Here is a 23,488-nt window from a genome sequence, read left to right on the forward strand (position 1 = left end):
CGCTAGTCCTCCTTCTTATTCCCTTTACGTTCTTTGTTTTTAAGATAGGTCCAGCCCTCTTCTTGATAGACCATATCCTGTTTCATTAATCGACCTAAAGCACGCTTAAAAGCTGCCTTGCTCAATTGAAATTGCTTTTGAATGATGTCCGGTTGTGTCTTGTCCCAGTAAGGCATAGCGCCCCCACGATGGTTGAGATAGGTATAAATGATCTCCGCATCCTTGTCCATGCTTTCATAACCACGTTGTTTTAGAGATACGTTAACCGTACCGTCTTCTTTGACATCGATCACACGGCCTTCAATCCGTTGCCCTAATCTTAAAGGTTCTGTTCGTTCCGATTCATGGTTAAAAGCCAGCCACTTATTATCTGTCAGGATGGCCACACCGACACTCAAGAGATGATAGACCGTTCCCGACACATTTTGATTAAAGGCATCCTGTCCAGCCGGTACACTAAGGCTCTCAATGCGATCCGCAGAAGCTCTTTTACCGAAGAGCCGTCCTTTTTTATCAGTAATTAACGTGCAATACAACCCATCTCCCTCTGTCGGCCATTCAGCAAAGGACTCAGGTAAATCATCTTTCGAGACAAGCACATCCTTACTTGTTCCAATTGAGACAAAGACTCCAAACCGATGATTGACATCAACTACCTCAACCCAGTCATAGATGTCTTTAGTAATCTTAGGCAGTGTTTGTGTCGCAGCAATGCGCCCCTGATGATCGGTAAATAGAAACACCTCGATCGCCTGCTCGAGTTCAATCTCCATCTCATTGTCCATTTCATTTTTATGTAAAAGAACATCTTCGTTACCATCTGATAAAAAGTAACCGAAAGGGGCTTCTCTTTCCACTTGGAGTGTTACAATATCCCCAGCTTGTAATGCACACATAAAACTCCCTCATTTCCACAACCATTTATTCACCTAGCATTTCCATTCCTAAAAAATTATAACACGCCAATCTCTATTTCGGTGCGTATTCAATAAAACTCATGACGATTCTCATATCACTTACTATGATGAAAGTTTTCTTTAATAACCAATAACTTCAATATTTTTTCTCATAATGTCCTTACTAATTAGATGTTACAAGTCATGCGACTCACCATCACACTCCCCATATCTTTTACGCTATGCATCTGTTCTCACTTCGAGGTTTGATATCTTCCCTGAGCAACCTATTGCCTACGCTGTTAAAAACAGTTTATTCACAGCGCTTACTCTATCTATGCGTCCCTGGTTTTCATTATTTATGGTAAGAGAATGGTTTGGCTTCATCCACAAAGGAGGAGGTATCTTCATGATGATCAAAAAAGCTTTAGGAGGAAAGCTGTTGCGGAGCATTCATTTATAAAACAGGCCCATACACGCCTGCAATAATCAAATGCTATCTCTGAAAATAAATGTAGAGACCGCCCATCAGCAAATGTAACGGTCTCTCGTTCATCATTTTTGTAAGGCTTGATATTCACGAATAATAAGTGAACCGAAGCTTGACTCTGGATCAAGCGCTGTGTAAGTTCTAATCGCTGTTTCCAAGCCTTTTGCTTGAAGTGTTTGTTGAAGCTCAACAGCCTCTTTGTCTTCTTTAAAATCAAAGTTCAACGCTGCTGCAATGCCTTTTGCTAAATAAGCAGGCTCTTTTCCAATAAGCTCTAAATATTGTTTCGCAGGCGCCACCAAGCGATCATTGGGACCGAGCTTGCGAATCGGTGATCGGCCCACACGCGTGACCTCATCAGAGATATAAGTATTCGTAAAGCGATTCAAGATTTTATTGATATATTTCTGATGCTCTTCTGATTTAAATCCATGCTTCTTAACCAGAACAGCCCCGGTTTCATTCAAAGCACCTTCTACTAAATCCTTAATCGCCGCATTTTTCATGGCTTCATCAATCGTTTGAATGCCAGATGCATAGCCAAAATAAGCGGTGATCGCGTGACCAGTATTGACTGTAAATAACTTACGCTCAATATAAGGTGTTAGATCATCAACAAAGGTAATCCCCTCAACAGGTGGTTTTTCACCAACAATTTTGCTTTGATCAACAGCCCACTCATAAAAAGGCTCGACCATGACCATCAGCTTGTCTTCATTTGATTGATTTGGCACAATGCGGTCAACTGCAGCATCAGGAAATCCAAAGTTTTGATCAAAAGCGTTTTTTTCTGCATCTGTCAGTTTTTCATAAACCTTCTCTTTTAGCAAGGTGCTTCCACCAATCATATTTTCACATGCAATCACGTTTAAAGCCTGTCCACCCAGCTCCAGTCTTTTCTTAAGACCATCGGCAACAAGGCCCGCGATGAATGGTAAAATCGTTGGACCTACTGCAGCGGTAACGATATCCGCATCAGCAATAGCTGCAATGACTTTATCTGGGTCAGTCTGACTATTAATCGCCGACACATTTTTGATGGTCAAGGTTTCTTGACCTTCATCAGCAAGCACAACGTGATATTGCTGTTTTTCATTAATAAGATCAACAACTTCACTATTCACATCGACAAAGCTAGTATGAAATCCCGATTGGTAAAGCAAATTGCCAATAAAACCTCTACCAATATTCCCCGCACCGAAATGGACTGCTTGCATTTTAATTCACTCCTTCAAAAAGGGCCAGGATTTCTTCCTTCGTTGTTGCATGGACAATCTTAGTAACATTTTCCTCCTCAGAGCAAACGATGGCGATATTAGAGAGGATCTCTAAGTGCTCGTTATTCTTACCCGCAATTCCAAATAAGAGCTTGACGATATTGCCGCCACCGAAGTCTACGCCTTCTGGCACTTGTACAATGGAGATACCCGATTCCTTAACAGCTTGCTTAGCATCCTCCGTACCGTGTGGAATGGCAACGAAATTGCCCATATATGTTGAGGTTAGTTCTTCACGCTCAAGCATTTTCTCTATATAGCTGGCATCGACATACCCTCTATCCACAAGAATTTGTCCTGTTAAACGAATCGCACTTTCTTTGTCACCAACGCTTTGGTTTAATAAAATGTTTTCTGCTGATAAAACTTGTAATGCCATTATGAATTCCTCATTTCCTGTATTTTTTCATGATAAAATTTTTCAAGCTGCATAGACAAAAAGGAGAGCATAAGCTGCTGATTATCTGATTCAAACAACGCGATGCTTTCCTTACTTTCTATAATTATCGCGCTGATTAGGCTCAATACCTCAAGCGTCTGCTTCGATGTCTCTTCTGGAGCAAGCAAGAGCAACAGATGATCCACCTCGACATCTTTCCCATCCATTCCCTTAAGATCAAGCGGCTTTTGTGTATAAAGGCTTCGAAAAACCGGCTGACCAATTTGATGGCTGCGCGCATGGAACAACGCGAGCCGTGTATTTGGAATCCCTAATCCCCCAAGCCTTTCTCGCTCTAGCAAAGCTCTGACAACTTGTTCTTCATCTGTTATCATGCCAGCTTCAAGGAGCTGACTACAAGCCCGAGTGAGCACCGCTTTGGTGGTCGTCTCTTTCTCAAAGGTTTCTAGAGTAAAGGATTTCAGTACGGACACAATCGCCTCTGCATAATGCTGTGACGCTTCAAGGGAGGTGACAAAACCCTTCACGTTACTATAGTAAATCTTCGGACCCGAATCTGTCACGACTTCCGCTAGCTGAACGCCTTTAGCTTTTCCATGAATAAACGCCTTAATCCGTTCAGTTTCTTCTTTCGTTAATATTGGGCTAACCAAAATATACCCCTCTTCATCAAACTCCGGCAATCGAATCGTGGAAATGATGATATCATACGCCGATGTATCGATTTGTTGGAGTTCAAATAAAGAAACATTGCGGAGATGGCTGATTTCAGGAATCTCTTGCTTAATGCGTGTACTCAGGATCTTAGATGTCCCGATCCCACTTGAACAAATAACTAAAGCCTGTAATTGTTCTTGACGTTGATGACTCAATAACGCTGACCCAAAATGCAACACTAAAAAGCCAATCTCTTCATCAGGAATTGTAAGATCTGGGAAGACCTCTTCAGCTCCATTTCGTATAATGTCAAACAGCATCTGATAATCTTCTTTTATTTTTTCCAATAAAGGATTATGGATGCGCATGTCCTGCTGCACTCTATATAGCGCAGGCGTCAAATGAGTAATTAAGCCTTGAAACAGAGAGTAATCATCGCCCAAAGGAGTATTTAAACGGGCTTCAACATAATCGATCAGCTGCTTGGCCTTAGCGGCTGTTTGAAGATGCGTACTCTCTACCATATATTCGTATTCATATCTTAATTTTGCGCCTTGAAGATGCATGGTAATATAACCAATTTCAGCTTCAGGGATATCGATTTGAAAGACCTTCTCCAGCTTTGCGATGATTCGATTTGCAATCTTATATTCAGGCGTGATTTTCAGGCTTTCTAAATAGGACTTATCGATTTTAATATTTTCACCTTGCAAAATTCTTTCGATAGCCAGACCTAAGTGGACTACCAACGCAATATACGCGCTATCTGCAATAAAGTAGTCCAATTCATTATTAATTTCCTCGATGACCCTTTCAACAATTACCAACTTTTCTCTTTCGACAAGGCCTAAGAGCTTTTCGGAAATTGAATCGGTTTGTGCTGTCGGTTTGTGCTGGATGTTCTTACGAATAAGGGAAAGAAATTCTACCTCATCCATATGGCGGGCGAGCATATCACTCATCACTCGTCGTTTCGCTCGTTCCTCACCGACTAATTCGACACCATAGCCACGCTTTCGCACGACTTGAAGGCCATAGTCCTGGAGCTGCTCTTCTAATCTTGTTAAATCATGACTGATCGTAACGATGGTGACATGCAGATCATTGGCAAGAGAAACGAGTTTCATTGGCTCAACAGCTTCAAGTAAACTACAGAGCAAAATAGTCTGTCGTTCTTCCGGCGTGTATTCATTATGACTTTGCTTATAGAGCATCAATTTAAGTGCATTAATATCCTCGGGGTCACCAACTAATCGAATCCCAACCCCAGCTTTTTTTACTAAGGTGATATTAAATTGTTCTAGAACAGTTTCACTGCCTTTGAGATCACGGTGAATTGTCCTTTCACTGACATCAAGCGCATCAGCAAGCTGTTTGATCGTTGTATCATCCTCTGCGGATAATAAAATATCCAATATAATACGCTCTCTAGCCGAAATATACATAGCCCATCACTCCGTTAGGATCTCATCGATTACCCACAGGCCTTAATTGATGTTGACATTTTCTTATTAAAAACATCTTACACGTCCATCATATTCCTTAATATCTTATTATTCAACAGAAACATAGCATATTTTCGTCGCAGCAATTGTTGACAGTTTTTTAATACAAGGTCGTCTAGTGTCAAAAAATAATCGAAGCACTCTCTTATAAGACTTCCCTAAAAATACACTTTTCATCGCGCATCACATATCAATTTGGACTTTTCAAGAAATAGGAGATGACAGTCTTAAGGAACGATTAAATCTTGTGAATTAGAGGTGTCATGAAGTGAATTATTTTTGAGGGCTTGTTTTTGTTATTTTGTGGCTGACTTTTGTTAAAACGGGCAGGCCTTTTGTTCCTTTGTGGCTGACTTTTGTTAACTTGACTCTCTCTTTTGTTACGCTCACATCTAGATTCGGAAGCTGGACCCTCCGTTTTGTTCTCTTTTTGTTAATTTGAACGCGTCTTTTGTTAAAAAGCCCAGGCCTTTTGTTTCTTTGCGGCTGACTTTTGTTAACTTGTCCCAGCCTTTTGTTTCTTTGAAACGTCACTGCTATTTCGGTTAGAAAAATTGTTAAAATATTCTATTTATAGATTTCAACTAAGTGTGTCACTTCTATGTGACATCGCTAAAGCCAGCTACCTGGAGCGGAATCGCGCACCGTTCTCATGAACAGAAATTTTATGCCTTCTTGTTATTTAAAAAAAGCTGACTCGAGTGCCCTCAAAAGGACCGCAAGTCAGCCTTCATGTTCTTCATTACTTTAATTTCTTGATGAGCTCGTCATACTTGGGACTGCTTAAGAAATTTTCAACAGAGATATGCTTGGCATTTGGTAATTTTGCTTTGGCACGATCTGTTAAATCCTGATGGGTGACGACGATATCTGCATCGGATGGCAGATTGTTGATTGCTGTATTTGATACATCAATATCCAATCCAGCATCTTTCACTTTCTTTCTCAATATAGAAGCCCCCATGGCGCTAGAGCCCATCCCTGCATCACAAGCAAAAATGATTTTAGATACGTTATCGTAATCATCATCGGCCACATGTTCATTGACAGCTTCTACTGTATCTGCCTCGCTATCCCCTTTTAATTCATTGATTAATTCATCATATTTTGGACTGGCAAGGAAGTTTTCAACAGAGATATGATACGCATTGGGCAGCTTGGCCTTAGCACGATCTGTCAAATCTTTATGGGTAACAACGATATCGGCATCACTCGGTAAGTTATTAATCGATGTGTTCGTTACATCAATATCAAGATGATTGTCATTCACTTTTTTCCGTAAAATTGAAGCACCCATCGCACTCGAGCCCATTCCTGCATCACAAGCGAACACAATTTTATCAACATTGTCAGCGCTAATGCTAGCAGGGTTTGTTGATTTTGTTTCGAAGGCAGAGGCTACACTACTTTTCTTACCTTTCATTTGCTGCATTTTCTCAGCTGCAGCGGAAAGATCGCCCTCTTCATTCTTATTCTTACCTGTTTTAATAATCAAAGCACTCAAGATAAAGGAAACGGCAGCAGCAACTAAGACACCCGCAATCACACCAATATAATTGTTGACCCCTCTAGGTGTCATCGCTAAGATCGCAAAGATACTACCCGGAGATGCTGCAGCAGTTAAACCTGCATTAAATATGGAAAAGGTCAGCGTACCAGCGACACCACCAGCCATTACAGCAAAGATGAGCAAAGGTCTCATTAAGACGTATGGGAAATAGATTTCATGAATCCCGCCAAGGAATTGAATGATCATCGCCCCTGGAGCAGATTGTTTGGCTGTTCCCTTTGCAAATGCCCAATAAGCAAGCAGCATACCGAAGCCAGGACCTGGATTCGATTCAAGTAAGAATAGGATTGATTTTCCTACATTTTTAGATTGTTCTACCCCTAACGGAACTAGAATACCATTACCGATTGCATTGTTTAAAAATAACACCTTAGCTGGTTCAATAAAGATATTCGCTAAAGGAATCAAATGGTGATGAACGAGAAAGTCAACCCCATTAGCTAATGCATTACTTAATCCTTGTACAGCAGGACCTATTAAGTAGTAAGCAATACATGCTAAGATACCCGCTACAATACCAGCAGAAAAGTTATTAACCAGCATTTCAAAGCCTTGACGGATGCGATCTTTAAACAACCTATCCACTTGTTTAATACAGTATCCGCCTAATGGCCCCATAATCATGGCCCCTAAGAACATCGGCACATCAGAGCCTACAATCACACCCATTGTCGCAGCGGCACCAACCACACCACCGCGTTCGGCATAAACGACTTTACCACCGGTATACCCAATAAGTAGTGGCAACAAATATTTAATCATTGGATCAACAAGTTCAGCAAGATGCTTATTAGGTAGCCAGCCTGTCGGTATAAACAGGGCTGTTATCAGACCCCAAGCAATAAATGCCCCAATGTTAGGCATAATCATACCACTTAAAAAACTGCCAAACCGCTGTATTTTCACTTTAAACGTGCTTTTTCTTTCTGCACTTTCAGCTGCTGTTGACATGTTTAAACCCCCTTATTTTTTAAACGTTTTCATTTGGTGGAACTGCAATAATATATCATCTATTTTTTTCTACTATGCGGGTAATATTCCTCTCTGCCTTATTTATTATAAAAACCCTTTCCCTTCACTTCAACAAAATCTAAAGATGGTTTTGTCAAAAGCATTGTTGCCATTTTTTAAATTCATATAAATAGTGAAGCCGAGTGTCCTATAAGAAGAGGAAGAGACAGAAGTATTCTACTCATTGAGAGATCAAAGCCTTCACAATTTCTAACGGAATGGTTTCAATCTTTCGAGTGAAATCATGAAGCGCCTGCCAATTCACTTTCCATAGGCATAGCCTAAAACCCTCCTTCGACGGACAGGACGTGCTAGCTTGGCTAAGTATAGGCATAGTGCTTTTAACCGACATTCATTAGCCTGGACTAACCTATGGGGACTTCAGACATGGTGGTTCCCGCATGAAGGAATGCCTTAGGACTCATTGTCTCGTTGAAAACTTCGCTTTTGCACCGCTTGAGACAACTCCGCATCTGATTGTCAAATCACACACTGAGGGTGCTCCAGAAACCCTTAATGACGAAAGGCAAAGTCTGAATTTATACGATCCTCCTTTGCGGGCATCAGCAAAGCTATCGGTACAAAAAACCCCCCCTATTTACTAGGGAGGGCGTATGTAACGATAATTATTTTGTTACAGCGAGAGGATGAGTATTTTGGACACTATCTAATTCGGCAGCTGCAGCATTCACCTCAACTTGCTCCGGACTTTTACAGCCTGGAATGACCGTTGTTACAGCCGGATGTTGCAGGCACCAAGCCAGCGCCCATTGTGCCATGTTAACCCCCTCTGGAACTTCCTCTGCTTTGATTTTCTCAACCTGTCTCAGCTTCTCATCAATGTCTTCTTGATCCCGTTTTTGGCGCACGTTATCGCTAAATCGCACACCTGGTTTATACTTGCCACTTAAAAAGCCACTTGCTAAGGGGACTCTGGCTAAAACCCCTAAGTCTTGCTCAATGCATGATGGAAAAACCTCTTCCTCTGGGGCGCGGTCTAAGCGATTATAGACCACTTGAATGGCTTTGGCATGTAACTCTGACGCTTTAGAGGTTTGATAAATATTAGCATTGCTGCCGATTGAAATACCAAGGTTGCGGATCTTTCCCGCCTCTACCTGCTTATCGAGCATTGTCCATAATGCATCATTATCAAAAACTGCATCGGAGCCTGAATGAAACTGATAGAGATCAATATAATCGGTTTGTAGTGCTTTTAATGACGCATCCAATTGCTTTTGGACTGCTTGCGTATCCCAAGCATGTTCCCACTGTTCTTCCCAATGGTGGCCAAATTTTGAAGCAATCACCCACTCCTCGCGTCGATCCCTTGAGAGGTAATCTCCTATAAAGCTCTCTGATAAGTGATGAGGACCATAACATTCTGCCGTATCAATCAAATTGATACCGAGCGCTTTTGCTCGAGAAAGAATGGCATCAACCTCAGATTGATTGAAGTCCTTCCCCCAATCTCCACCAAATTGCCAGGTTCCTATACCCACGACAGATACATCTAAATTCGTTTTCCCTAATCGTCTATACTTCATCACTATCACTCCTATCATTTTGTAAACGCTCTCACCTTAGACTTATCGTATGCGCCACAGGTTGATTTTTCAAGCGCAAACACCTTGACTCTACAACGTTCGTTAAAAAATGTTTGCCTTCGACAGAAAACGACCCCTCTTTGCCCTTAAGCTCTTGCGAATAGTTCTTAATAACAATGAACTAAAGGTGATTAAAAATGAAGATACAAGCCCATATCAAACCACTTACTGAAGAAAATAAACCAGATAACCCCCTTTACCGTACATTAGAAATTCACATGCAACGGATGGGATTTCTGGTTCCTTATCGCGAAGAATTAAATTGGACAACCGATTATGAGACCATTGAGCTTGGTGAAGAGCAGCAGCTTATTGATTTGCAAAAACTGGCCGCTAAAAACGATGGAGCCTTACTCTTTTTCGCCAAAATCACAAAAAATACCATTTATCAGCAGGTTATTTGCCACCCCAATAAAGTGGGTGTTTACCTTCCCTTTCATTTTGAAACACCCTTTACCGTTAAAGTGGCTAGTCAAAAATACTGGGTGGGTTCCGCACCTCGTCTCCAGAATGAATTGAAGTGGCTAGAGATTGCGATGAAAAGCAGTGGAGAAGAAGAAGTCAAGGCGTATTGGGAAAACCTTAAGACTGCTGTCCAAACCGCTATTGATCGCATGAGCCCCATTGTACTAGAAACCGAGGCAGCCTCTTAGGATTTAATAAAAGAAAAAGCCGCGGTCAGATCGCTAACGACACAGTCCGCTGAAGTAGCATCACCAAGCCCATAGTTATCAATAAATACCGTTTTACAGCCTAATAATCGAGCTGGCCGGATTTCATTAATCCAGTTATCTCCAACGCTTAATATTTGCTGGTAGTCGACACCATAGGCCCTCTTAAGTGCTTCAAAATGCGCGGGGGTTTGAACAGGCTTTTTCCCTGAAAAAATTTTCTTAGCAAAGACGTCCTTTAGACCTAGCTTTTCTAAAATCGCTTCACTATCTGGTTCAGGGCTATTGGTTAATAGCACTAATTTTTTCTTATATTGAATCTCTTCAAGTAGCTCCTTTAGCCCTGGAATCCGCTGCATTCTAAATGCTGGTCCCATCATATACTTCCGCGTCTCCAAGAAGGCCTGATGGGCTTCTGGATGAGTCAGTCCATAATGAATGGCTATTGCACGCGGCACCCACCATAAATCACCAATATTGAAAAAGCGTACTTGATCAATTGTAATGGGATGGGAGTATAGTGACTTCAGTCTTTCTTCTGAGAGCTTTGTACCATTCCATTCATAAGCTTCTTTCACCGTGTTATCGAGCTGCCATAGAATAAGGTCATAGCTCTCGTCATACACGCATCCCACCTTCAAGGTGTGTTTATTATCACGTGCCAGCTTATAATCTGTCTGAAAGCTAGACTGCTTCTCCTCTGGCAACTTCTCTTTTAATCTTTCTGCATAATAATCGAAATGATGTGTATCTGCATAGAGCGTGCCATCTAAGTCAAAAACGACCACACTGGTGTTACTGCCTTGTTTTGTCAATCTTGCTGCCTCCTTTTGTAGGTCTTCACATATAGATTACCATATTTGTTTGTTGATTGAGAGATGACGCACATGCATTCACCTATTAAAGCAAGTCGGACATCTCCACATGAGCTTAGCCTCTACTGTGAACCGAAAACAAATGCTCCATTTTTGCAATCATGGTAATATAGAAATAGATCCATTCGTATTAAAAAATGATGCTTTTGAATCATTCCTTACATATTGGAGATGAATACAGATGAAACAAGACATTATTGAACGCTTCACACGTTACGTTAAAATCAACACCCAATCCAATGAGGACAGTGACACCTGTCCATCCACACCTGGCCAATGGACATTAGCACATCTACTTGTAGATGAATTAAAAGCGATTGGTATGGAAGACGTCACCGTCGATGACAATGGCTATGTGATGGCGACACTTCCTTCCAACACAACTAAAGATGTCGCGACTATAGGGTTTCTCGCTCATATGGATACGGCTACGGATTTTACTGGTGATGGCGTTCGTCCTCAGCTTGTTGAAAATTATAACGGCGAGGACATTATTTTAAACGAAGCGCTTAATGTCGTCCTTTCACCAAAAGAGTTTCCTGAACTCAGCGATTATAAAGGCCATACGCTCATTACCACTGATGGGACCACCTTGCTTGGTGCAGATAATAAAGCAGGAATTGCTGAAATTATGACTGCCATGGCCTATCTTATTCAGCATCCAGAAATCAAGCATGGTAAAATACGTGTTGCCTTTACACCCGATGAGGAAATTGGAAGAGGACCCCATCGATTTGATGTTGGCGCCTTTAATGCTGCCGTTGCCTATACGGTTGACGGAGGCCCACTAGGAGAGCTTGAATATGAAAGCTTTAATGCCGCAGCAGCTAAAATCACCATTAAGGGTAAGAACGTCCATCCCGGCACTGCTAAAAATAAAATGGTGAATTCGGCAAAAATAGGCATTGAGCTCCACAATCAGCTCCCTGCATTAGAAGCGCCGGAGCATACAGAGGGGTATGATGGATTCTATCATCTCATCTCCTTTAACGGTGATGTTGAAAAAACTCAGCTTTACTATATCATCAGAGATTTTGACCGTGGAAAGTTTGAAGCAAGAAAGCGTACGCTCACCCAAATTGTTGAAAGACTTCAAGCTACCTATGGTGAGCAAACCATTGCTTTGGATATGAAGGATCAATATTACAATATGAGAGAGAAGATTGAACCCGTTAAGGAGATCGTCGATATTGCCTATCAGGCCATGCAAAACCTTGATATCGAACCCATCGTTTCACCTATTCGCGGGGGAACTGATGGCTCACAATTATCCTATATGGGACTGCCCACCCCTAACATCTTCACAGGCGGAGAGAACTTTCATGGGAAATATGAATATATCTCCGTTGATAATATGATTAAAGCCACCCATGTGATCATTGAAATAGCCAAGCGCTTTGAGGAACAAGCCCATTAATTTTTTTAATCATCCTTCTAAACCCTGTATGTTAGCCCAAGGGAGCTAACATACAGGGTTTTCACGCAGGTGTGAGCAAACCGGAAAAACAGAGCTAACGTTTTCTCTTCTATGAATTCTATTTAAAAACTTTTAACTTTTTTAGTGCTCAAGTCATTTACTAGCGTCAGAAAATTTGTTACTATTTTAATTATTTAATAAGGGAAAGACAAGAAAGGAAGCTTGGGATGCTATCAAATGCTAAACAAACCTATTTAAGGCAAACACCTCCCTTTCGTGGGGACCATGTTGGGAGTTTACTTCGACCAGAAGTACTTAAGCAAGCCCGTCTAGAGAAAGCGAAGGGGGAAATCACTGCTCAGCAATTACGCGCTATTGAAGATGAACAAATTAAGCGTGTGGTTGAAAAGCAAAAAGCCATTGGCCTAAAATCCATTACCGATGGCGAATTCCGCCGTGCCTGGTGGCACTTTGATTTCCTTGAAAACCTCGATGGTGTCGAGCCCTTCGAGGCAGAAGAAGGTCTCCATTTTCATCAGATGACAACAAAGGCTCGTGGCATTAAGGTGACGGGAAAGATTGGTTTCAGCACTCATCCAATGCTAGAAGATTATAGGTTTTTGCACGGGATCGCTGGCGAGTATACAGCAAAAATGACGATACCCAGTCCTAATATGCTTTATTTTAGAGCACAGTTTGATGAATCACCCTATGATGATCAAGAAGCCTTCTTTCATGATCTCTCCACGGCTTATCAAAAAGCCATACAAGCCTTTTACGATGCTGGCTGCCGTTATCTCCAGCTGGACGATACCGCATGGGCACACCTTTGCTCTGAAGAGCAGAAAGAAGAATTGCGTGCAAAGGGCCTTGATCCCGATCAAGTGCGCGCCAATTTTGCTCGGCTCATTAATGCTGCCGTTGCAAACAAGCCTGATGATATGGCGATTACAATGCACATCTGCCGCGGGAACTTCCGCTCAACTTTTATGTTTTCAGGCGGTTATGAACCTGTCGCGGAGACACTTTTCACAGAGCTGAACGTTGATGGATTATTCTTAGAGTTTGATAGTGAGCGTTCAGGCGGGTTTGAGCCCCTTCGTTATCTCAAGCGTCCAAATCTTCAGGTCGTGCTTGGATTAGTCACCTCTAAATTTGGTGAGTTAGAAGCTGCTGAAACGATTAAACATCGGATTGACGAAGCCAGTCGCTATGTTCCATTGGATCAGTTATGCCTGAGTCCGCAATGTGGTTTTGCTTCAACAGAAGAGGGTAACCTATTAACCGAGGAACAGCAATGGGACAAGTTGCGTCACGTTCTCACCATTGCCGATGAAGTTTGGGCCTAAGGAAGCCGCTGAAGCAGGCCTTGATGTTTGGATACCCTTTCTAAAAGGAACCCGCTCAAATGGAACGGGTTCCTTACAAAATGCCGTCTTATAGGTCTTGCTTCATGAAAGTAGTAAGTCTACGAATGCTTTGTTATTCGTATATTCTCTCTCTTATCTGAACAACTTTGCCCACCTGAAGAGATGAATAGAGCCTTCTAAAGGATCATCAGCATCATTATATGAGACTTTATCCTTTATTCCCATGAGCATTTTTAAGATCAGGAATGCTCAGCCCTCTTCTTTCTAATTCATCATAGAGTAGCGCAATAAAATCCTCACTAAGATTTAATTCATGAGCTTTAAAATACGCTTCAATTAATTGTTCATCCGAAAGTTTATACATATGCAATTCTCCCTTTTTAATTTTTTGTAAACCATGAAGTACCAAGACGATCTAAGGGATCGAAAATTGATAGATATAGCTGTTACATCGAATTCACAATTATCCAGGACTCATGGGCTCTGTATCCAGACAATTATAGGCCTACCTTTTCACACTGTTTCTAAAATACATGCCAATTTACCAGCGCTGAATTATCCTCTCCACATTGACATTACCCCTTTCTAAATGGATCATTCCGAAAGTCGCGGGGCATATGACCTATATTAAGTAGAACAAAAAAGGATGACCATCCGAATAACGGAGAGCCATCCCCCAGCTTCTTCCTTCTTCGGCAACCCGGCTACCCTAGCTATAAACCTTAGGCCCGTGGCTTTGCGTCCTTACTTTTCAATAAGTTTGCCTTTTCGGAATTCTAAAACAATTATATCATAACAGTCTATCAAATTGTATAGCTATACAAATACGTCCTTGCCTAAAATTTCCGGCAGTTGCAACAGCTCAAAAACTTCAAAGACTTCTTCAGTGACATTTGAGATTTTCACACTGATTTCTTGCTCATTTAGCGTCCTAACCAGCTCAATTAGCAGTCCCATCCCCGAGGAGTCCACGAAAGGCACCTCTTTTAGATTCAGATTAACGCTCTGAAACTCTTCCATTTTTTTCAGAAGCTCCTGTTGAAATAATTCCGTCGCCTCAATATCTAAATCCCCTTTGAAATCCACTCGCAGAAGCTTGTCCTCTTCTAAGGTCGTATAGCTTAGCATCTATTCTTCTCTCCTTTCTAGACGAAGGCAATGTCATCATCTTTTAAATAGGCGTGAACCGCATGGCGCGGGGTGTCAAATCGATATTTTACATGCCCAATCTTGATGACTGTGCCCTCCATCACCTTATCTATCCTAATGCGTTGATCTGCTGGAACCGAGATGAATGTTGTCGCATGGCTATTCTCTGCTCCGACCTCATGGATTTCCACACCGGATTTCCCATAAAGGTCTCCGCCACGAGCTATTCCATTAATTTTAAGCAGGCCACCTGCATGAATCTTTGTATTAACAGACCCTGAGCCAATCACATAAATGTCTCCACTGGAATATAGACGACTATTTTGTACGCTAAGCACGGTAATATGCGCATTAGGCTCAACAGGTGTAATGCTCCATTCGTATAACTGGTTGATTTTCAATAAAAGCTCATCTAGAGTAGCAAGTGAAATTCGATTGGGGGCAAGTGATAAGAAAAAGCGATTTAACGTCACAGCGACCTCTTTCCACTCATCACTTTCCAAAAATTTATCTGCCCCGTGTATCACATCACTGTACTTTTTGATCAACCCAGAAAAACTTTTAAACTTTCTTTCCATTAGCAAACGGATCAATGGCTGCAGGCCGTTGGCTTGTAAGTCAGATGATTTAAAAGCATTTGATGCCATGAGCTGCTTAATCACAACAAGCATTTTATCCAGTTGTTGATGAATCAAATGAAGCTGATGACCTAATTCAACTATCAGCATATTATTTTTACCTGCCGATAATTCAGAACCCACCACATTCTTTTTTGCTATGATCGCACCAGAGGTGACAAGATGTGCAGAAAAAATGGTGGAGTGCGCCAGGATGTCTCCATCTGCTTCGACCTTCATACCATTTTGAATCTCACCAAGCACTTCTACATCCCCAGAAAAATGAATATTCCCGGTCGACAAATCAACATTACCCCTATGCAGGAGCTTTGGTAGCAAAGAAACCCTGACTAACTGCCCACGTTTTTCGACGTGCGGTCGTCCGCTTTTTATCGCAACAACCTTGTTATCTACACCCTCAACACCATCACCTAGATTTAATACAATAGGATAGGTCTGCTTGGCTGGTAAAGGTTCATTCGTTACAGTCGTTCCAGGCTGCCCCGGGACAGGAGGATGAACCAATCCAATGATCTGGCCTCTATCCACACTGGGAATTGTCTTCAGTTCTTTAAAATCGATGCGGCCCTTCTCATTCCCATCATAATTATACTTAATATCCACATCGACTAAAACCTCAAACCAGCCATCCTTTCCAGGCTTAGGTTTTTGCCCTGTTGCAATTTCAAAAGTATGCTCTTCTAAGGTATCAAGCGCTTGAAGAATAGCATCCTGGTGAAACCCTTGTTTGATACGCAAGTTATCAAGACGATCCATGACATCCGCATACGTCAATGTGTTATCGACCACTCGATGCTCTGCAGCCACCAGTTCAATATGTTCACTGGGCTCGATATCGTGAATCGACCTCTCGATGCGATAGCCTGGGGTGATTGCTAGTAAAACACGCAAGCGCTGGTCATCGACTTCAATGCTCCAACGCGTTGACTGTTCTTCATTAATTGTTCGTATGGTGTATTCATGACTGCCTGTGATAAGGAGTGTCTCCTTATCAATCAGTATATCATTTTTGTAAACTTGAACACCCTTCCCGATCGTGATGATGGGAAATTGGGTAGCAGAAGGTCTGCCATAGAGCTTGCCATTTTTCACCCAGGCTTTCCCTTCAAGCTGGCTACCTTCTGTCCATTGAGATGTGACCACTTCTGCTGTTTGGTCCTTAATAAATGCTGCGACCTTCTCTGTGTTCTCATCAACCGTTTGCTCTAATAAGGCCTTTTCGATCTGGTCAAAGGCATCCTTTTGGGCGTGCTCTTGTTCTTTTGTCAAACGAACGGTAGCCGGCTTTCCACCGATCCCTAAGAAACCTTTACTTCCTTGATCAATAATTTCAACATGAACATCATCCACAGTGGCCTTCAACAAATCCAATCCAAGCTGAATGGCTTCTTTTACGTTTCGTCCTTTTGAAACAATGGATTTCATAGGAAACCTCCTAAATTACTGGAGAATTAAGACTTGTAATATCTGAATTATCGCTGGTGATCTTAAGGGTCACCATCGTAATATCGTCCTTCTGTGGTAATCCTTCAGTAAAAGTATGGATGGATGATAAGACACTCTCTTGAAGCTCTTCAGCGCTTTTGTCTTTGTTTTCTTGTAAAATCTGAATTAATCGTTCAAGCTTAAATTGCTCTTGTTCTGTATTTTGCGCTTCAACAATGCCATCTGTATAAAAGAATACCATATCCCCTTTATCTAAATGCATTTGCTCCTCGGTATAGACTAGATTAGGTATACCACCTACCAATGCCCCTTTTACCTTTGATAAGGTTTGGATGTTTCCTGTTGAACCACTGATATGCAAGGGCATGTTATGGCCTGCATTAGCATAAGTCAACATGTAATGCTTTGGGTCCCAATCCGCACAAAATAAGGTGACAAAGGAGCCTAAAGCTCTTAAATCCTTAAATAAAGCTTGATTCATTGCTCGCAAGGTATCCCCTGGTCCTTTTGTACTTTCAGAGGCACTTCTAAAGGCGCCCCTTGTTAAGATCATTAACATCGCTGCCGGGATACCCTTTCCCATCACATCGCCTATGACAATGCGCATCTTACCATTAACTAGTGGATAAAAATCATAATAATCTCCACCAATGAGGCGCGCAGGTAACGACGAGCCCGATACCTCTCCTCCATTAAAAGTAGGAACTTCTCCATTTAGCAAAGTGGATTGAATGTTTTTTGCAAGCTTAATCTCCCTCTGTAGAAAAGGATCCAATGCGTGACTTGAACCGTCAGGATGGGGAGCGGTGAACTTACCATGATACATTAGATTTCCTCCCTCTGAACAGTTTCTAATATTTGATAAATGCCTACCGTATCAAACACTTGGTCTACCAGCTCATTCACTCCTTTAAAGATAACTTTAAATTCCATTTCTTGAGCTAAGTAAATCGCGTTAAGGATCGAACCGATGCCTGTTGAATCCATAAACTCCACTTCTGTGAAATCAAAAATAAGAGCCTTTAGCTGATCCGTTATCTCCTCTAAATAGGGATTTAACTGTGCTGTTGTCGTGATATCTACAATCCCCTTAAGATAAAGAGTCATTGTTTGGTCATCCACTTTTTTATTTATCATCAAACTCATTTCTAGCTCCTCCCTCTATAAAGTAAATTCCTCCATGCTTTCAATCAGCTTAGCTGAGAGCTCTGATAGTTCGCTCGCCTGTTCATGTAAAGAGGTTAACAAATCAGATAAATTAAGCGTCATTTCCGTCGTAGCTGTTGTTCGATTATCAGCGATTTCTCGGATCAATTGAATCTGCTTGAGGAGCGGTTTAATTCTTTCATCATCAACATACCGCTGTAAGTTCCTCTCGCTTTCATCAAGAAACTTTGTCACTTCAAAGAGCTCTTCACGCGCCTTCATTGTCGCTTCTGCAGAAAATTGATAAACCTTTTCCACAGAGTTAGATGCCTCAGCTTCCAATAATGTCGCTAACCGCTGCGTCTTTGTCGCTGAGAAATGGGTGCTTTTTACCAGCTGGTTTAATTGATCGACCATTTGGTTTGTACTATCTGATAGCATTTGTAGCTCATGCCCATATTTCACTTCACTCTTAACTGTCAGATTTCCAGAGGCCAACTGATTGATTTGATGTTTAATGCGCTGAATCCCATCGTAAATATGGTTGAAGAATCTGGCAGTGAGTAAGAATAGCACAACCAAGGAAAGAAGCCCTGTGATAATTAGAATAATCGAATGCCGATACAAAGGAGCACTCATCGCTTTATAATCATAGGCGATATAGACGAGTTTCCCATCCTTGGTCGGCACGAAAGTCTGATAGAGCTTTGTCCCTTTTACTGTATTTACTGTGCTGAAACGTTTAGGTTTATTTGCCTGCTTCTTTAGCCATTGCACATTTTTATGGGTCTTAAGGTTAAACGTACCATACTCCACCTTTTTCTGCGGTGAATATAAAGCTTTTGCCAAGCTCGGGTTTTTAAATACCTTTGGATTTAATACAGCAATTTCTTTTATATTACTATTGGACTTTAGAGTTCTTTTTATTTGTTGATCTGGGCCTACATCTTGAGTAAATTTGTATACCTGGTTCGCTTCGATGTAGGGATTAATGATATAATTTGTGCCCGGTTCATGATAATAAGCATATTTATTAAACACAGGCTTTTCATGAGAACCCGATTGAGAGATAGGAGAAACACCTATATTTTTCGTTTTATAGGTTGCAACGACTGACTTTCCCGGAGCCTTCCCATGTAACATCCCTTCCATAGAATTATACGCTTCATCACTAATCTTTCTGAATGAGAAGCCAATCTCTTGAGGGTCTGTAGCCTTTAAACCAACAATATCGTTACCCTTTCTTGCAAATACAGTAATCCCTTGTACATTTAATTGTTCGCTAAGCTTTTTTAGTTCTGCATTAGTAATTTCGTTAACTGATTTTCCTCTTAAAGCTTGACCAATATATTTAGCATAACCTACCATCTTTAAATCAATTTGATGTTCAATGGACTGAGAGGCTTTTTCAGTTTGAGAGATTCCGTCTATAACATTGGAAGCAACAATACTCGCCTGACTCTCAACATTATTAGCTATTTGCCTTTTAATATAAAAAAGTTGCACGGTTCCGGATAAGATTACAATAATTAATAGTGCAATCAATATTCGTATTAAAAATTGTCTTCTAAGTGATTTTGAATGCTTCATAGGCAGCCACCTTCCTAGCTTTTCGAACCCATCAAATTTCTTAATGAAAATCTATCAGTTTTGCCACTTACCATAGGGATATCATCTATAAAAATAAATTCATCCGGAACTTTATATGCAGCAATTTTTTCAGAACAGTAAAACTTTAATTCTTGTGGAGAAATCTCTTCTTTTTTAACAATAAAAGCAACGATTTTTTCTCCTAACGTCAATTCAGGAACACCTATTACTGCTGTTTGTTTAACAAGTGGATGTTCATTTAATAAAAATTCAATCTCTCCAGGAATAACGGCTTGTCCACCTTTTTTAATCAAATCTTTTTTCCTGCCAAGAAGTTGAATTTCTCCTTCTGAATTGACTGTCGCTAAATCTCCACTTTTATACCAACCATCAACAGTCAAAATCTCTTTTGTTAAATCCTCCCTTTTGTAATAGCCTTTAAAACGATTTTTAACCTTAAAAAGCAGCTCACCATCAATTATTTTATAGTCAATATTATCAAATACTTTCCAAATGATTCTCTCACGAATGTCAACAGGGGTGTACATTAATCCTCCCGTTTCAGAAGTCCCATATCCACTTTCAAATTGACAATCTTTCAGTTCGGATACTGAAGCAAGCAAATCCTTAGTTATCATTTCACCACTTAGATTGCAAAGTTGAAGATTATCAAATGCTTCCATGGCATTCATTTTATTTACAAAAAGATATATTGTTCTCAACAAGGTTGGGGTTGTCGAAATTTTTGTTGGCTTTTTTTCTTTTAACATTTGAACAACGCGAGGCACATCAAAGGTTTCTGGTGTCACAATTAAACACTGTTCTTTCAAGCCAACAAATAGCCAAGCCAATCCCAAAATGACTGTGGGGTTAATATTTTGAAAAATTCGATCCTCTTTAGAAAGTTTTAGAGCTATCCCCAGAGTATGGTGCATGTCAACTATATAACCTGTATCAAACATTATCCCCTTAGGAACGCCAGTACTTCCTGAAGAACATGCAATAATATCTAAAGAAGTATCATCACTAGGGATTTCATTACCCTGATATTCTTCACGATCGTTCCATTTATCCCCATTTTCAGATGAATAAATAATAACATGCTTATTTGTTTTTATTACCCAATCCGAAATAATATTAAAAAAGGAATAATCTCGAGATGTCTTTATCGAAAAAATAATATGAGGCTCAAGTAGGTTTAATAATGCTGTCAGATCACCTTCTCTAAGCTGGGGGCTCAGAGGTATGACAATTCCTCCTAGTTTATTTATAGCTAAAACAAGTTCTAGAAATCTTGGAATATGGGGAATTAATATGGCAATCTTTTTTCCATTTAAATCCCCCTCTTTTTCCAACATGGACATAAAAGTCTGCATACCAGCTTGGAGATTCGATAAGCTATAATCACCATTAAAAGTACTCAAAACATTCTTTTCCATATTAGCATCTTCTGTAAATATCCAATCAGCTAGTACTTGACTCATTTACGACACTCCCTGCAAAGGTTTCATACATTGTCTTTACTGTGGAAAACTGATCCATACTTTGAACATTTTCAAAACTAACTTGTAATCGGGTTGACACTTCAATGATCAAATTCACCATTTGTAGAGAGTCGATGGCGAGATCCTCGCGGAAAGACGCTTCTTCTGTGATCATCTCGACGGGGAGCTGAGTGATATCTGCTATCAGCTGCCGAAAAACTTCAAATGTCATTATCCATACCTTCTTCCTGAAACCAAGCCATTGCTCTTTTCCTTATTTCCGGTAATTTATAGTTACAACAATGTCCTTCATCTTCATATTCTAGGTAGAGATGTCCTATAGGTAACTGATTTAAAAGGCTATAAACCTTTTCATCTGCAACCATGACATCCTTTCTCCCATGTGCTAAAAGAATTGGATTCTGGTAGATTAACTCTGATAATGGAGGTAATATCCCAGCCTCTTTTTCCATTAAATATTGATTGCGTTCAATAAAGTAATCTGGTAATCCAGATATATCATTTGTAGGAAAGGCTGGTGAAACTGCAACCGCCTTTGTTATAAGGGATGAGCAACTGCCATATAATGCCCATGAAGCTCCTGAGCTTGTCCCAAATAAATAGAGCGGTAAATGACCAAATGATTGACTTGCATAGGCAATGATCGTATCAACAAAGGTTTGCCAATTTTCTGTTGTCGCCCTCAGACCTTGATAAGAGTAGGTTTGACCTTGCCCTGGTCCATCAAAGCTCACTGTTATATAGCCTTGAGTGACAAAATCCATTTCATAAGTAAAGAGTTCTTCTTTAATTGAGTCGAAGGGATTAATAAAAAGGAGCACACCTTTAGGATTCTTAGGCAGACGTATGCGTCCAAACAATTGATGCTGTTCATTAAAGGGAATCCTAACATACTCTGCTTCAACCTCTGATAGCGCATCAGCTTGCTGAAAAGCCTGCAGGCTCGTATTCAACCATTCCGTTTTTTCTTGGCACATTTCTGGCAGAAGCCATTGATTAAATTGGAAATACAGACCTGCTGTGCGAAAGGCTATTTCTGCCTGATCAGGTGCCTGCTCACGAATAAAATGTCGTGCTTCAAAAAGCTTTTGCTCTCCTAGTTCACGCCACGCTTCTATCCAATTGTCCTTGCTCGTAAAGAGGGGGCGAATCTTGCTGAGCTCAGTCTCTAACACACCATGAGCTTTCCAACGGTCCCAAAAGCCATCCATGAGTCGCGCTGTAAGTAACGTTTTATGAATCGTTTGTTCTAACGTGACCGGATAATGATCAACCTGTTTCATTTAATACGCCCCCTTTATTAAAGCCATCGAACACCAGGACAATCGTTGAGCCTTGATTAGTCGTATGCAGGCAGAGCTGTTTAGACATTTTTAGCATTAAATTAAAGCCTTGGCCCAGAGACTTTTTGGTAGAATAGCCAGCCATTAAAGTCGCTTTAGGCAATTGTTCTAATGGAAAGCCCGCACCCGAATCCTCGACAACAATCTTAAGCTCATCATTATTTGAATCATAAACGAGCTGAGTTTTGCCGCCTTCTGCATGCTTGAGTGTATTCGTTACAGCCTCTGATAAAACAAGTAACAGGCTCATTAAATCTGACTTGGTGTAGCCCATAGATTCCAAAATACCGCGTACCGTATTCCGAACATTAGCGATATCTGGTATTTGTTCAATCATCGATTGAAATAATACTTGTCCGTTTTGGAAAGCATGCAATTCATGCTGATTGACTAATAAAAACTTTTCCTGAGTCGCAGCAAAAATCACATCACGATAAACCTTCCACTTTTCTTGATTCCCAAAGGTTTCTTCCTTTGGATGAGCCGTGCTTGCCGCAAGATCCTCTTTATATAGGCCGTACACTTTTAATAGCGCGTTTTTTATTTGATTACTCACAGATAACGCATCAATTTGTCCATACACATCGTCTTGGGTGTTGATTGATTTTAGCAGATAGTCACTTAAATAGAGAATATCTTGCGCGACATGTGGCTCCTCTTCTTCGATGCTCATATTTCCAGCGAAGCCCTTAGTTTCTCCTTCGTCCTCTTTTATAGAACCAAGGGAAAAAGATTGAAAAAAGATTTCCCCAGCGATGACCTTCATCCCTAAATAGCTGGCAACCTTTCGTGCAACAAAGCCCCTTTTTGTCATAAAAATGAGTTCATTTAATGGAACACTTTGAGGTAGAGACAGGATGCGTGATTTCACATTCATTTTTTGGTTTTCCTTTGTTTTACTTAAAAACCGTCCTAACACAGACAC

20 protein-coding genes and 1 riboswitch are annotated in these 23,488 nt (G+C 40.8%); of the genes, 3 read left to right on the forward strand and 17 right to left on the reverse strand.

Annotated elements, in window-relative coordinates; translation table 11 throughout:
* Window positions 1-2 precede the first annotated feature (2 nt).
* The 6 genes from IEW82_RS02545 to IEW82_RS02570 all read right to left on the reverse strand — a co-directional run bounded on the left by IEW82_RS02545 (window position 3) and on the right by IEW82_RS02570 (window position 9,353).
* Complete coding sequence (locus IEW82_RS02545; RefSeq protein ID WP_188688571.1) at window positions 3-896, reverse strand: CvfB family protein; 894 nt, start codon at window positions 894-896, stop codon at window positions 3-5.
* A gap of 555 nt (window positions 897-1,451) precedes the next feature.
* On the reverse strand, window positions 1,452-2,603 hold the full coding sequence (locus IEW82_RS02550; RefSeq protein WP_188688574.1) for a mannitol-1-phosphate 5-dehydrogenase: 1,152 nt from the start codon (window positions 2,601-2,603) through the stop codon (window positions 1,452-1,454).
* Window position 2,604: 1 nt separating this feature from the next.
* Window positions 2,605-3,042 (reverse strand): PTS mannitol transporter subunit IIA, encoded by a 438-nt coding sequence (locus tag IEW82_RS02555; protein WP_188688576.1) that lies wholly within the window; start codon window positions 3,040-3,042, stop codon window positions 2,605-2,607.
* Window positions 3,042-5,165 (reverse strand): BglG family transcription antiterminator, encoded by a 2,124-nt coding sequence (locus IEW82_RS02560; protein ID WP_188688579.1) that lies wholly within the window; start codon window positions 5,163-5,165, stop codon window positions 3,042-3,044. Before IEW82_RS02560 ends, IEW82_RS02555 begins: the two co-directional genes overlap by 1 nt.
* 802 nt (window positions 5,166-5,967) lie before the next feature.
* Entirely contained in the window at window positions 5,968-7,746 is a 1,779-nt protein-coding gene (locus tag IEW82_RS02565; protein WP_188688582.1) for a PTS mannitol transporter subunit IIBC, read from the reverse strand.
* Window positions 7,747-8,432: 686 nt separating this feature from the next.
* Window positions 8,433-9,353, reverse strand: coding sequence for an aldo/keto reductase (locus IEW82_RS02570; protein ID WP_188688585.1), 921 nt, complete (start codon window positions 9,351-9,353; stop codon window positions 8,433-8,435).
* Window positions 9,354-9,550: 197 nt separating this feature from the next.
* Between IEW82_RS02570 and IEW82_RS02575 the strand changes: the two genes are divergently transcribed.
* A complete protein-coding gene (locus IEW82_RS02575; protein WP_188688587.1) occupies window positions 9,551-10,066 on the forward strand; it encodes a putative DNA-mimic protein in 516 nt (171 codons plus the stop codon).
* Here IEW82_RS02575 and IEW82_RS02580 read toward each other — a convergent pair.
* The gene (locus tag IEW82_RS02580; protein WP_188688591.1) at window positions 10,063-10,899 is read right to left on the reverse strand and encodes an HAD family hydrolase; all 837 of its coding nucleotides are present in this window, start codon (window positions 10,897-10,899) and stop codon (window positions 10,063-10,065) included. The genes IEW82_RS02575 and IEW82_RS02580 overlap by 4 nt on opposite strands.
* A 241-nt stretch (window positions 10,900-11,140) precedes the next feature.
* Between IEW82_RS02580 and pepT the strand changes: the two genes are divergently transcribed.
* Window positions 11,141-12,376 (forward strand): peptidase T, encoded by a 1,236-nt coding sequence (gene pepT, locus IEW82_RS02585; RefSeq protein ID WP_188688595.1) that lies wholly within the window; start codon window positions 11,141-11,143, stop codon window positions 12,374-12,376.
* 227 nt (window positions 12,377-12,603) lie between these two features.
* Window positions 12,604-13,725 (forward strand): 5-methyltetrahydropteroyltriglutamate--homocysteine S-methyltransferase, encoded by a 1,122-nt coding sequence (locus tag IEW82_RS02590; protein WP_188688596.1) that lies wholly within the window; start codon window positions 12,604-12,606, stop codon window positions 13,723-13,725.
* 229 nt (window positions 13,726-13,954) lie between these two features.
* Here IEW82_RS02590 and IEW82_RS02595 read toward each other — a convergent pair whose 3' ends face one another.
* The 10 genes from IEW82_RS02595 to IEW82_RS02640 all read right to left on the reverse strand — a co-directional run bounded on the left by IEW82_RS02595 (window position 13,955) and on the right by IEW82_RS02640 (window position 23,482).
* Window positions 13,955-14,110 carry a sporulation histidine kinase inhibitor Sda gene (locus IEW82_RS02595; protein WP_188688599.1) on the reverse strand — a complete coding sequence of 52 codons (156 nt, stop codon included), beginning with the start codon at window positions 14,108-14,110 and terminating at the stop codon, window positions 13,955-13,957.
* A 327-nt stretch (window positions 14,111-14,437) separates the two neighbouring features.
* Window positions 14,438-14,521: riboswitch (cyclic di-GMP riboswitch) on the reverse strand.
* Window positions 14,522-14,562: 41 nt separating this feature from the next.
* Window positions 14,563-14,874: an STAS domain-containing protein gene (locus tag IEW82_RS02600; protein WP_188688602.1), complete on the reverse strand. Its 312-nt coding sequence runs from the start codon at window positions 14,872-14,874 to the stop codon at window positions 14,563-14,565.
* A gap of 17 nt (window positions 14,875-14,891) precedes the next feature.
* Window positions 14,892-16,958 (reverse strand): FapA family protein, encoded by a 2,067-nt coding sequence (locus tag IEW82_RS02605; RefSeq protein WP_188688605.1) that lies wholly within the window; start codon window positions 16,956-16,958, stop codon window positions 14,892-14,894.
* Window positions 16,959-16,968: 10 nt separating this feature from the next.
* Window positions 16,969-17,805 carry a PP2C family protein-serine/threonine phosphatase gene (locus IEW82_RS02610; protein WP_188688608.1) on the reverse strand — a complete coding sequence of 279 codons (837 nt, stop codon included), beginning with the start codon at window positions 17,803-17,805 and terminating at the stop codon, window positions 16,969-16,971.
* Window positions 17,805-18,125, reverse strand: coding sequence for an STAS domain-containing protein (locus IEW82_RS02615; RefSeq protein WP_188688612.1), 321 nt, complete (start codon window positions 18,123-18,125; stop codon window positions 17,805-17,807). The genes IEW82_RS02610 and IEW82_RS02615 overlap by 1 nt, the downstream gene beginning before the upstream one ends.
* 15 nt (window positions 18,126-18,140) lie before the next feature.
* Window positions 18,141-19,715, reverse strand: coding sequence for a HAMP domain-containing protein (locus tag IEW82_RS02620; RefSeq protein WP_188688614.1), 1,575 nt, complete (start codon window positions 19,713-19,715; stop codon window positions 18,141-18,143).
* 14 nt (window positions 19,716-19,729) lie between these two features.
* On the reverse strand, window positions 19,730-21,199 hold the full coding sequence (locus IEW82_RS02625; RefSeq protein ID WP_188688619.1) for a class I adenylate-forming enzyme family protein: 1,470 nt from the start codon (window positions 21,197-21,199) through the stop codon (window positions 19,730-19,732).
* Window positions 21,180-21,431, reverse strand: a complete 252-nt coding sequence (locus IEW82_RS02630; RefSeq protein WP_188688622.1) for an acyl carrier protein — start codon at window positions 21,429-21,431, stop codon at window positions 21,180-21,182. The genes IEW82_RS02625 and IEW82_RS02630 overlap by 20 nt, the downstream gene beginning before the upstream one ends.
* Window positions 21,421-22,503 (reverse strand): alpha/beta hydrolase family protein, encoded by a 1,083-nt coding sequence (locus IEW82_RS02635; RefSeq protein ID WP_188688625.1) that lies wholly within the window; start codon window positions 22,501-22,503, stop codon window positions 21,421-21,423. Before IEW82_RS02635 ends, IEW82_RS02630 begins: the two co-directional genes overlap by 11 nt.
* The gene (locus tag IEW82_RS02640) at window positions 22,490-23,482 is read right to left on the reverse strand and encodes an ATP-binding protein (RefSeq protein ID WP_188688628.1); all 993 of its coding nucleotides are present in this window, start codon (window positions 23,480-23,482) and stop codon (window positions 22,490-22,492) included. The genes IEW82_RS02635 and IEW82_RS02640 overlap by 14 nt, the downstream gene beginning before the upstream one ends.
* Window positions 23,483-23,488: the final 6 nt, after the last annotated feature.

Source organism: Pullulanibacillus camelliae, assembly GCF_014642655.1.
Taxonomy (GTDB): Bacteria; Bacillota; Bacilli; order Bacillales; family Sporolactobacillaceae; genus Pullulanibacillus; species Pullulanibacillus camelliae.

Excerpts from the sequence above, each read along its gene's own strand:
- IEW82_RS02545 (WP_188688571.1), bottom strand. The coding sequence starts at position 896 with ATGTGTGCATTACAAGCTGGGGATATTGTAACACTCCAAGTGGAAAGA.
- IEW82_RS02550 (WP_188688574.1), bottom strand. The coding sequence starts at position 2,603 with ATGCAAGCAGTCCATTTCGGTGCGGGGAATATTGGTAGAGGTTTTATT.
- IEW82_RS02555 (WP_188688576.1), bottom strand. The coding sequence starts at position 3,042 with ATGGCATTACAAGTTTTATCAGCAGAAAACATTTTATTAAACCAAAGC.
- IEW82_RS02560 (WP_188688579.1), bottom strand. The coding sequence starts at position 5,165 with ATGTATATTTCGGCTAGAGAGCGTATTATATTGGATATTTTATTATCC.
- IEW82_RS02565 (WP_188688582.1), bottom strand. The coding sequence starts at position 7,746 with ATGTCAACAGCAGCTGAAAGTGCAGAAAGAAAAAGCACGTTTAAAGTG.
- IEW82_RS02570 (WP_188688585.1), bottom strand. The coding sequence starts at position 9,353 with ATGAAGTATAGACGATTAGGGAAAACGAATTTAGATGTATCTGTCGTG.
- IEW82_RS02575 (WP_188688587.1), top strand. The coding sequence starts at position 9,551 with ATGAAGATACAAGCCCATATCAAACCACTTACTGAAGAAAATAAACCA.
- pepT (WP_188688595.1), top strand. The coding sequence starts at position 11,141 with ATGAAACAAGACATTATTGAACGCTTCACACGTTACGTTAAAATCAAC.
- IEW82_RS02590 (WP_188688596.1), top strand. The coding sequence starts at position 12,604 with ATGCTATCAAATGCTAAACAAACCTATTTAAGGCAAACACCTCCCTTT.
- IEW82_RS02595 (WP_188688599.1), bottom strand. The coding sequence starts at position 14,110 with ATGTATAAACTTTCGGATGAACAATTAATTGAAGCGTATTTTAAAGCT.
- IEW82_RS02600 (WP_188688602.1), bottom strand. The coding sequence starts at position 14,874 with ATGCTAAGCTATACGACCTTAGAAGAGGACAAGCTTCTGCGAGTGGAT.
- IEW82_RS02605 (WP_188688605.1), bottom strand. The coding sequence starts at position 16,958 with ATGAAATCCATTGTTTCAAAAGGACGAAACGTAAAAGAAGCCATTCAG.
- IEW82_RS02610 (WP_188688608.1), bottom strand. The coding sequence starts at position 17,805 with ATGTATCATGGTAAGTTCACCGCTCCCCATCCTGACGGTTCAAGTCAC.
- IEW82_RS02615 (WP_188688612.1), bottom strand. The coding sequence starts at position 18,125 with ATGAGTTTGATGATAAATAAAAAAGTGGATGACCAAACAATGACTCTT.
- IEW82_RS02620 (WP_188688614.1), bottom strand. The coding sequence starts at position 19,715 with ATGAAGCATTCAAAATCACTTAGAAGACAATTTTTAATACGAATATTG.
- IEW82_RS02625 (WP_188688619.1), bottom strand. The coding sequence starts at position 21,199 with ATGAGTCAAGTACTAGCTGATTGGATATTTACAGAAGATGCTAATATG.
- IEW82_RS02630 (WP_188688622.1), bottom strand. The coding sequence starts at position 21,431 with ATGACATTTGAAGTTTTTCGGCAGCTGATAGCAGATATCACTCAGCTC.
- IEW82_RS02635 (WP_188688625.1), bottom strand. The coding sequence starts at position 22,503 with ATGAAACAGGTTGATCATTATCCGGTCACGTTAGAACAAACGATTCAT.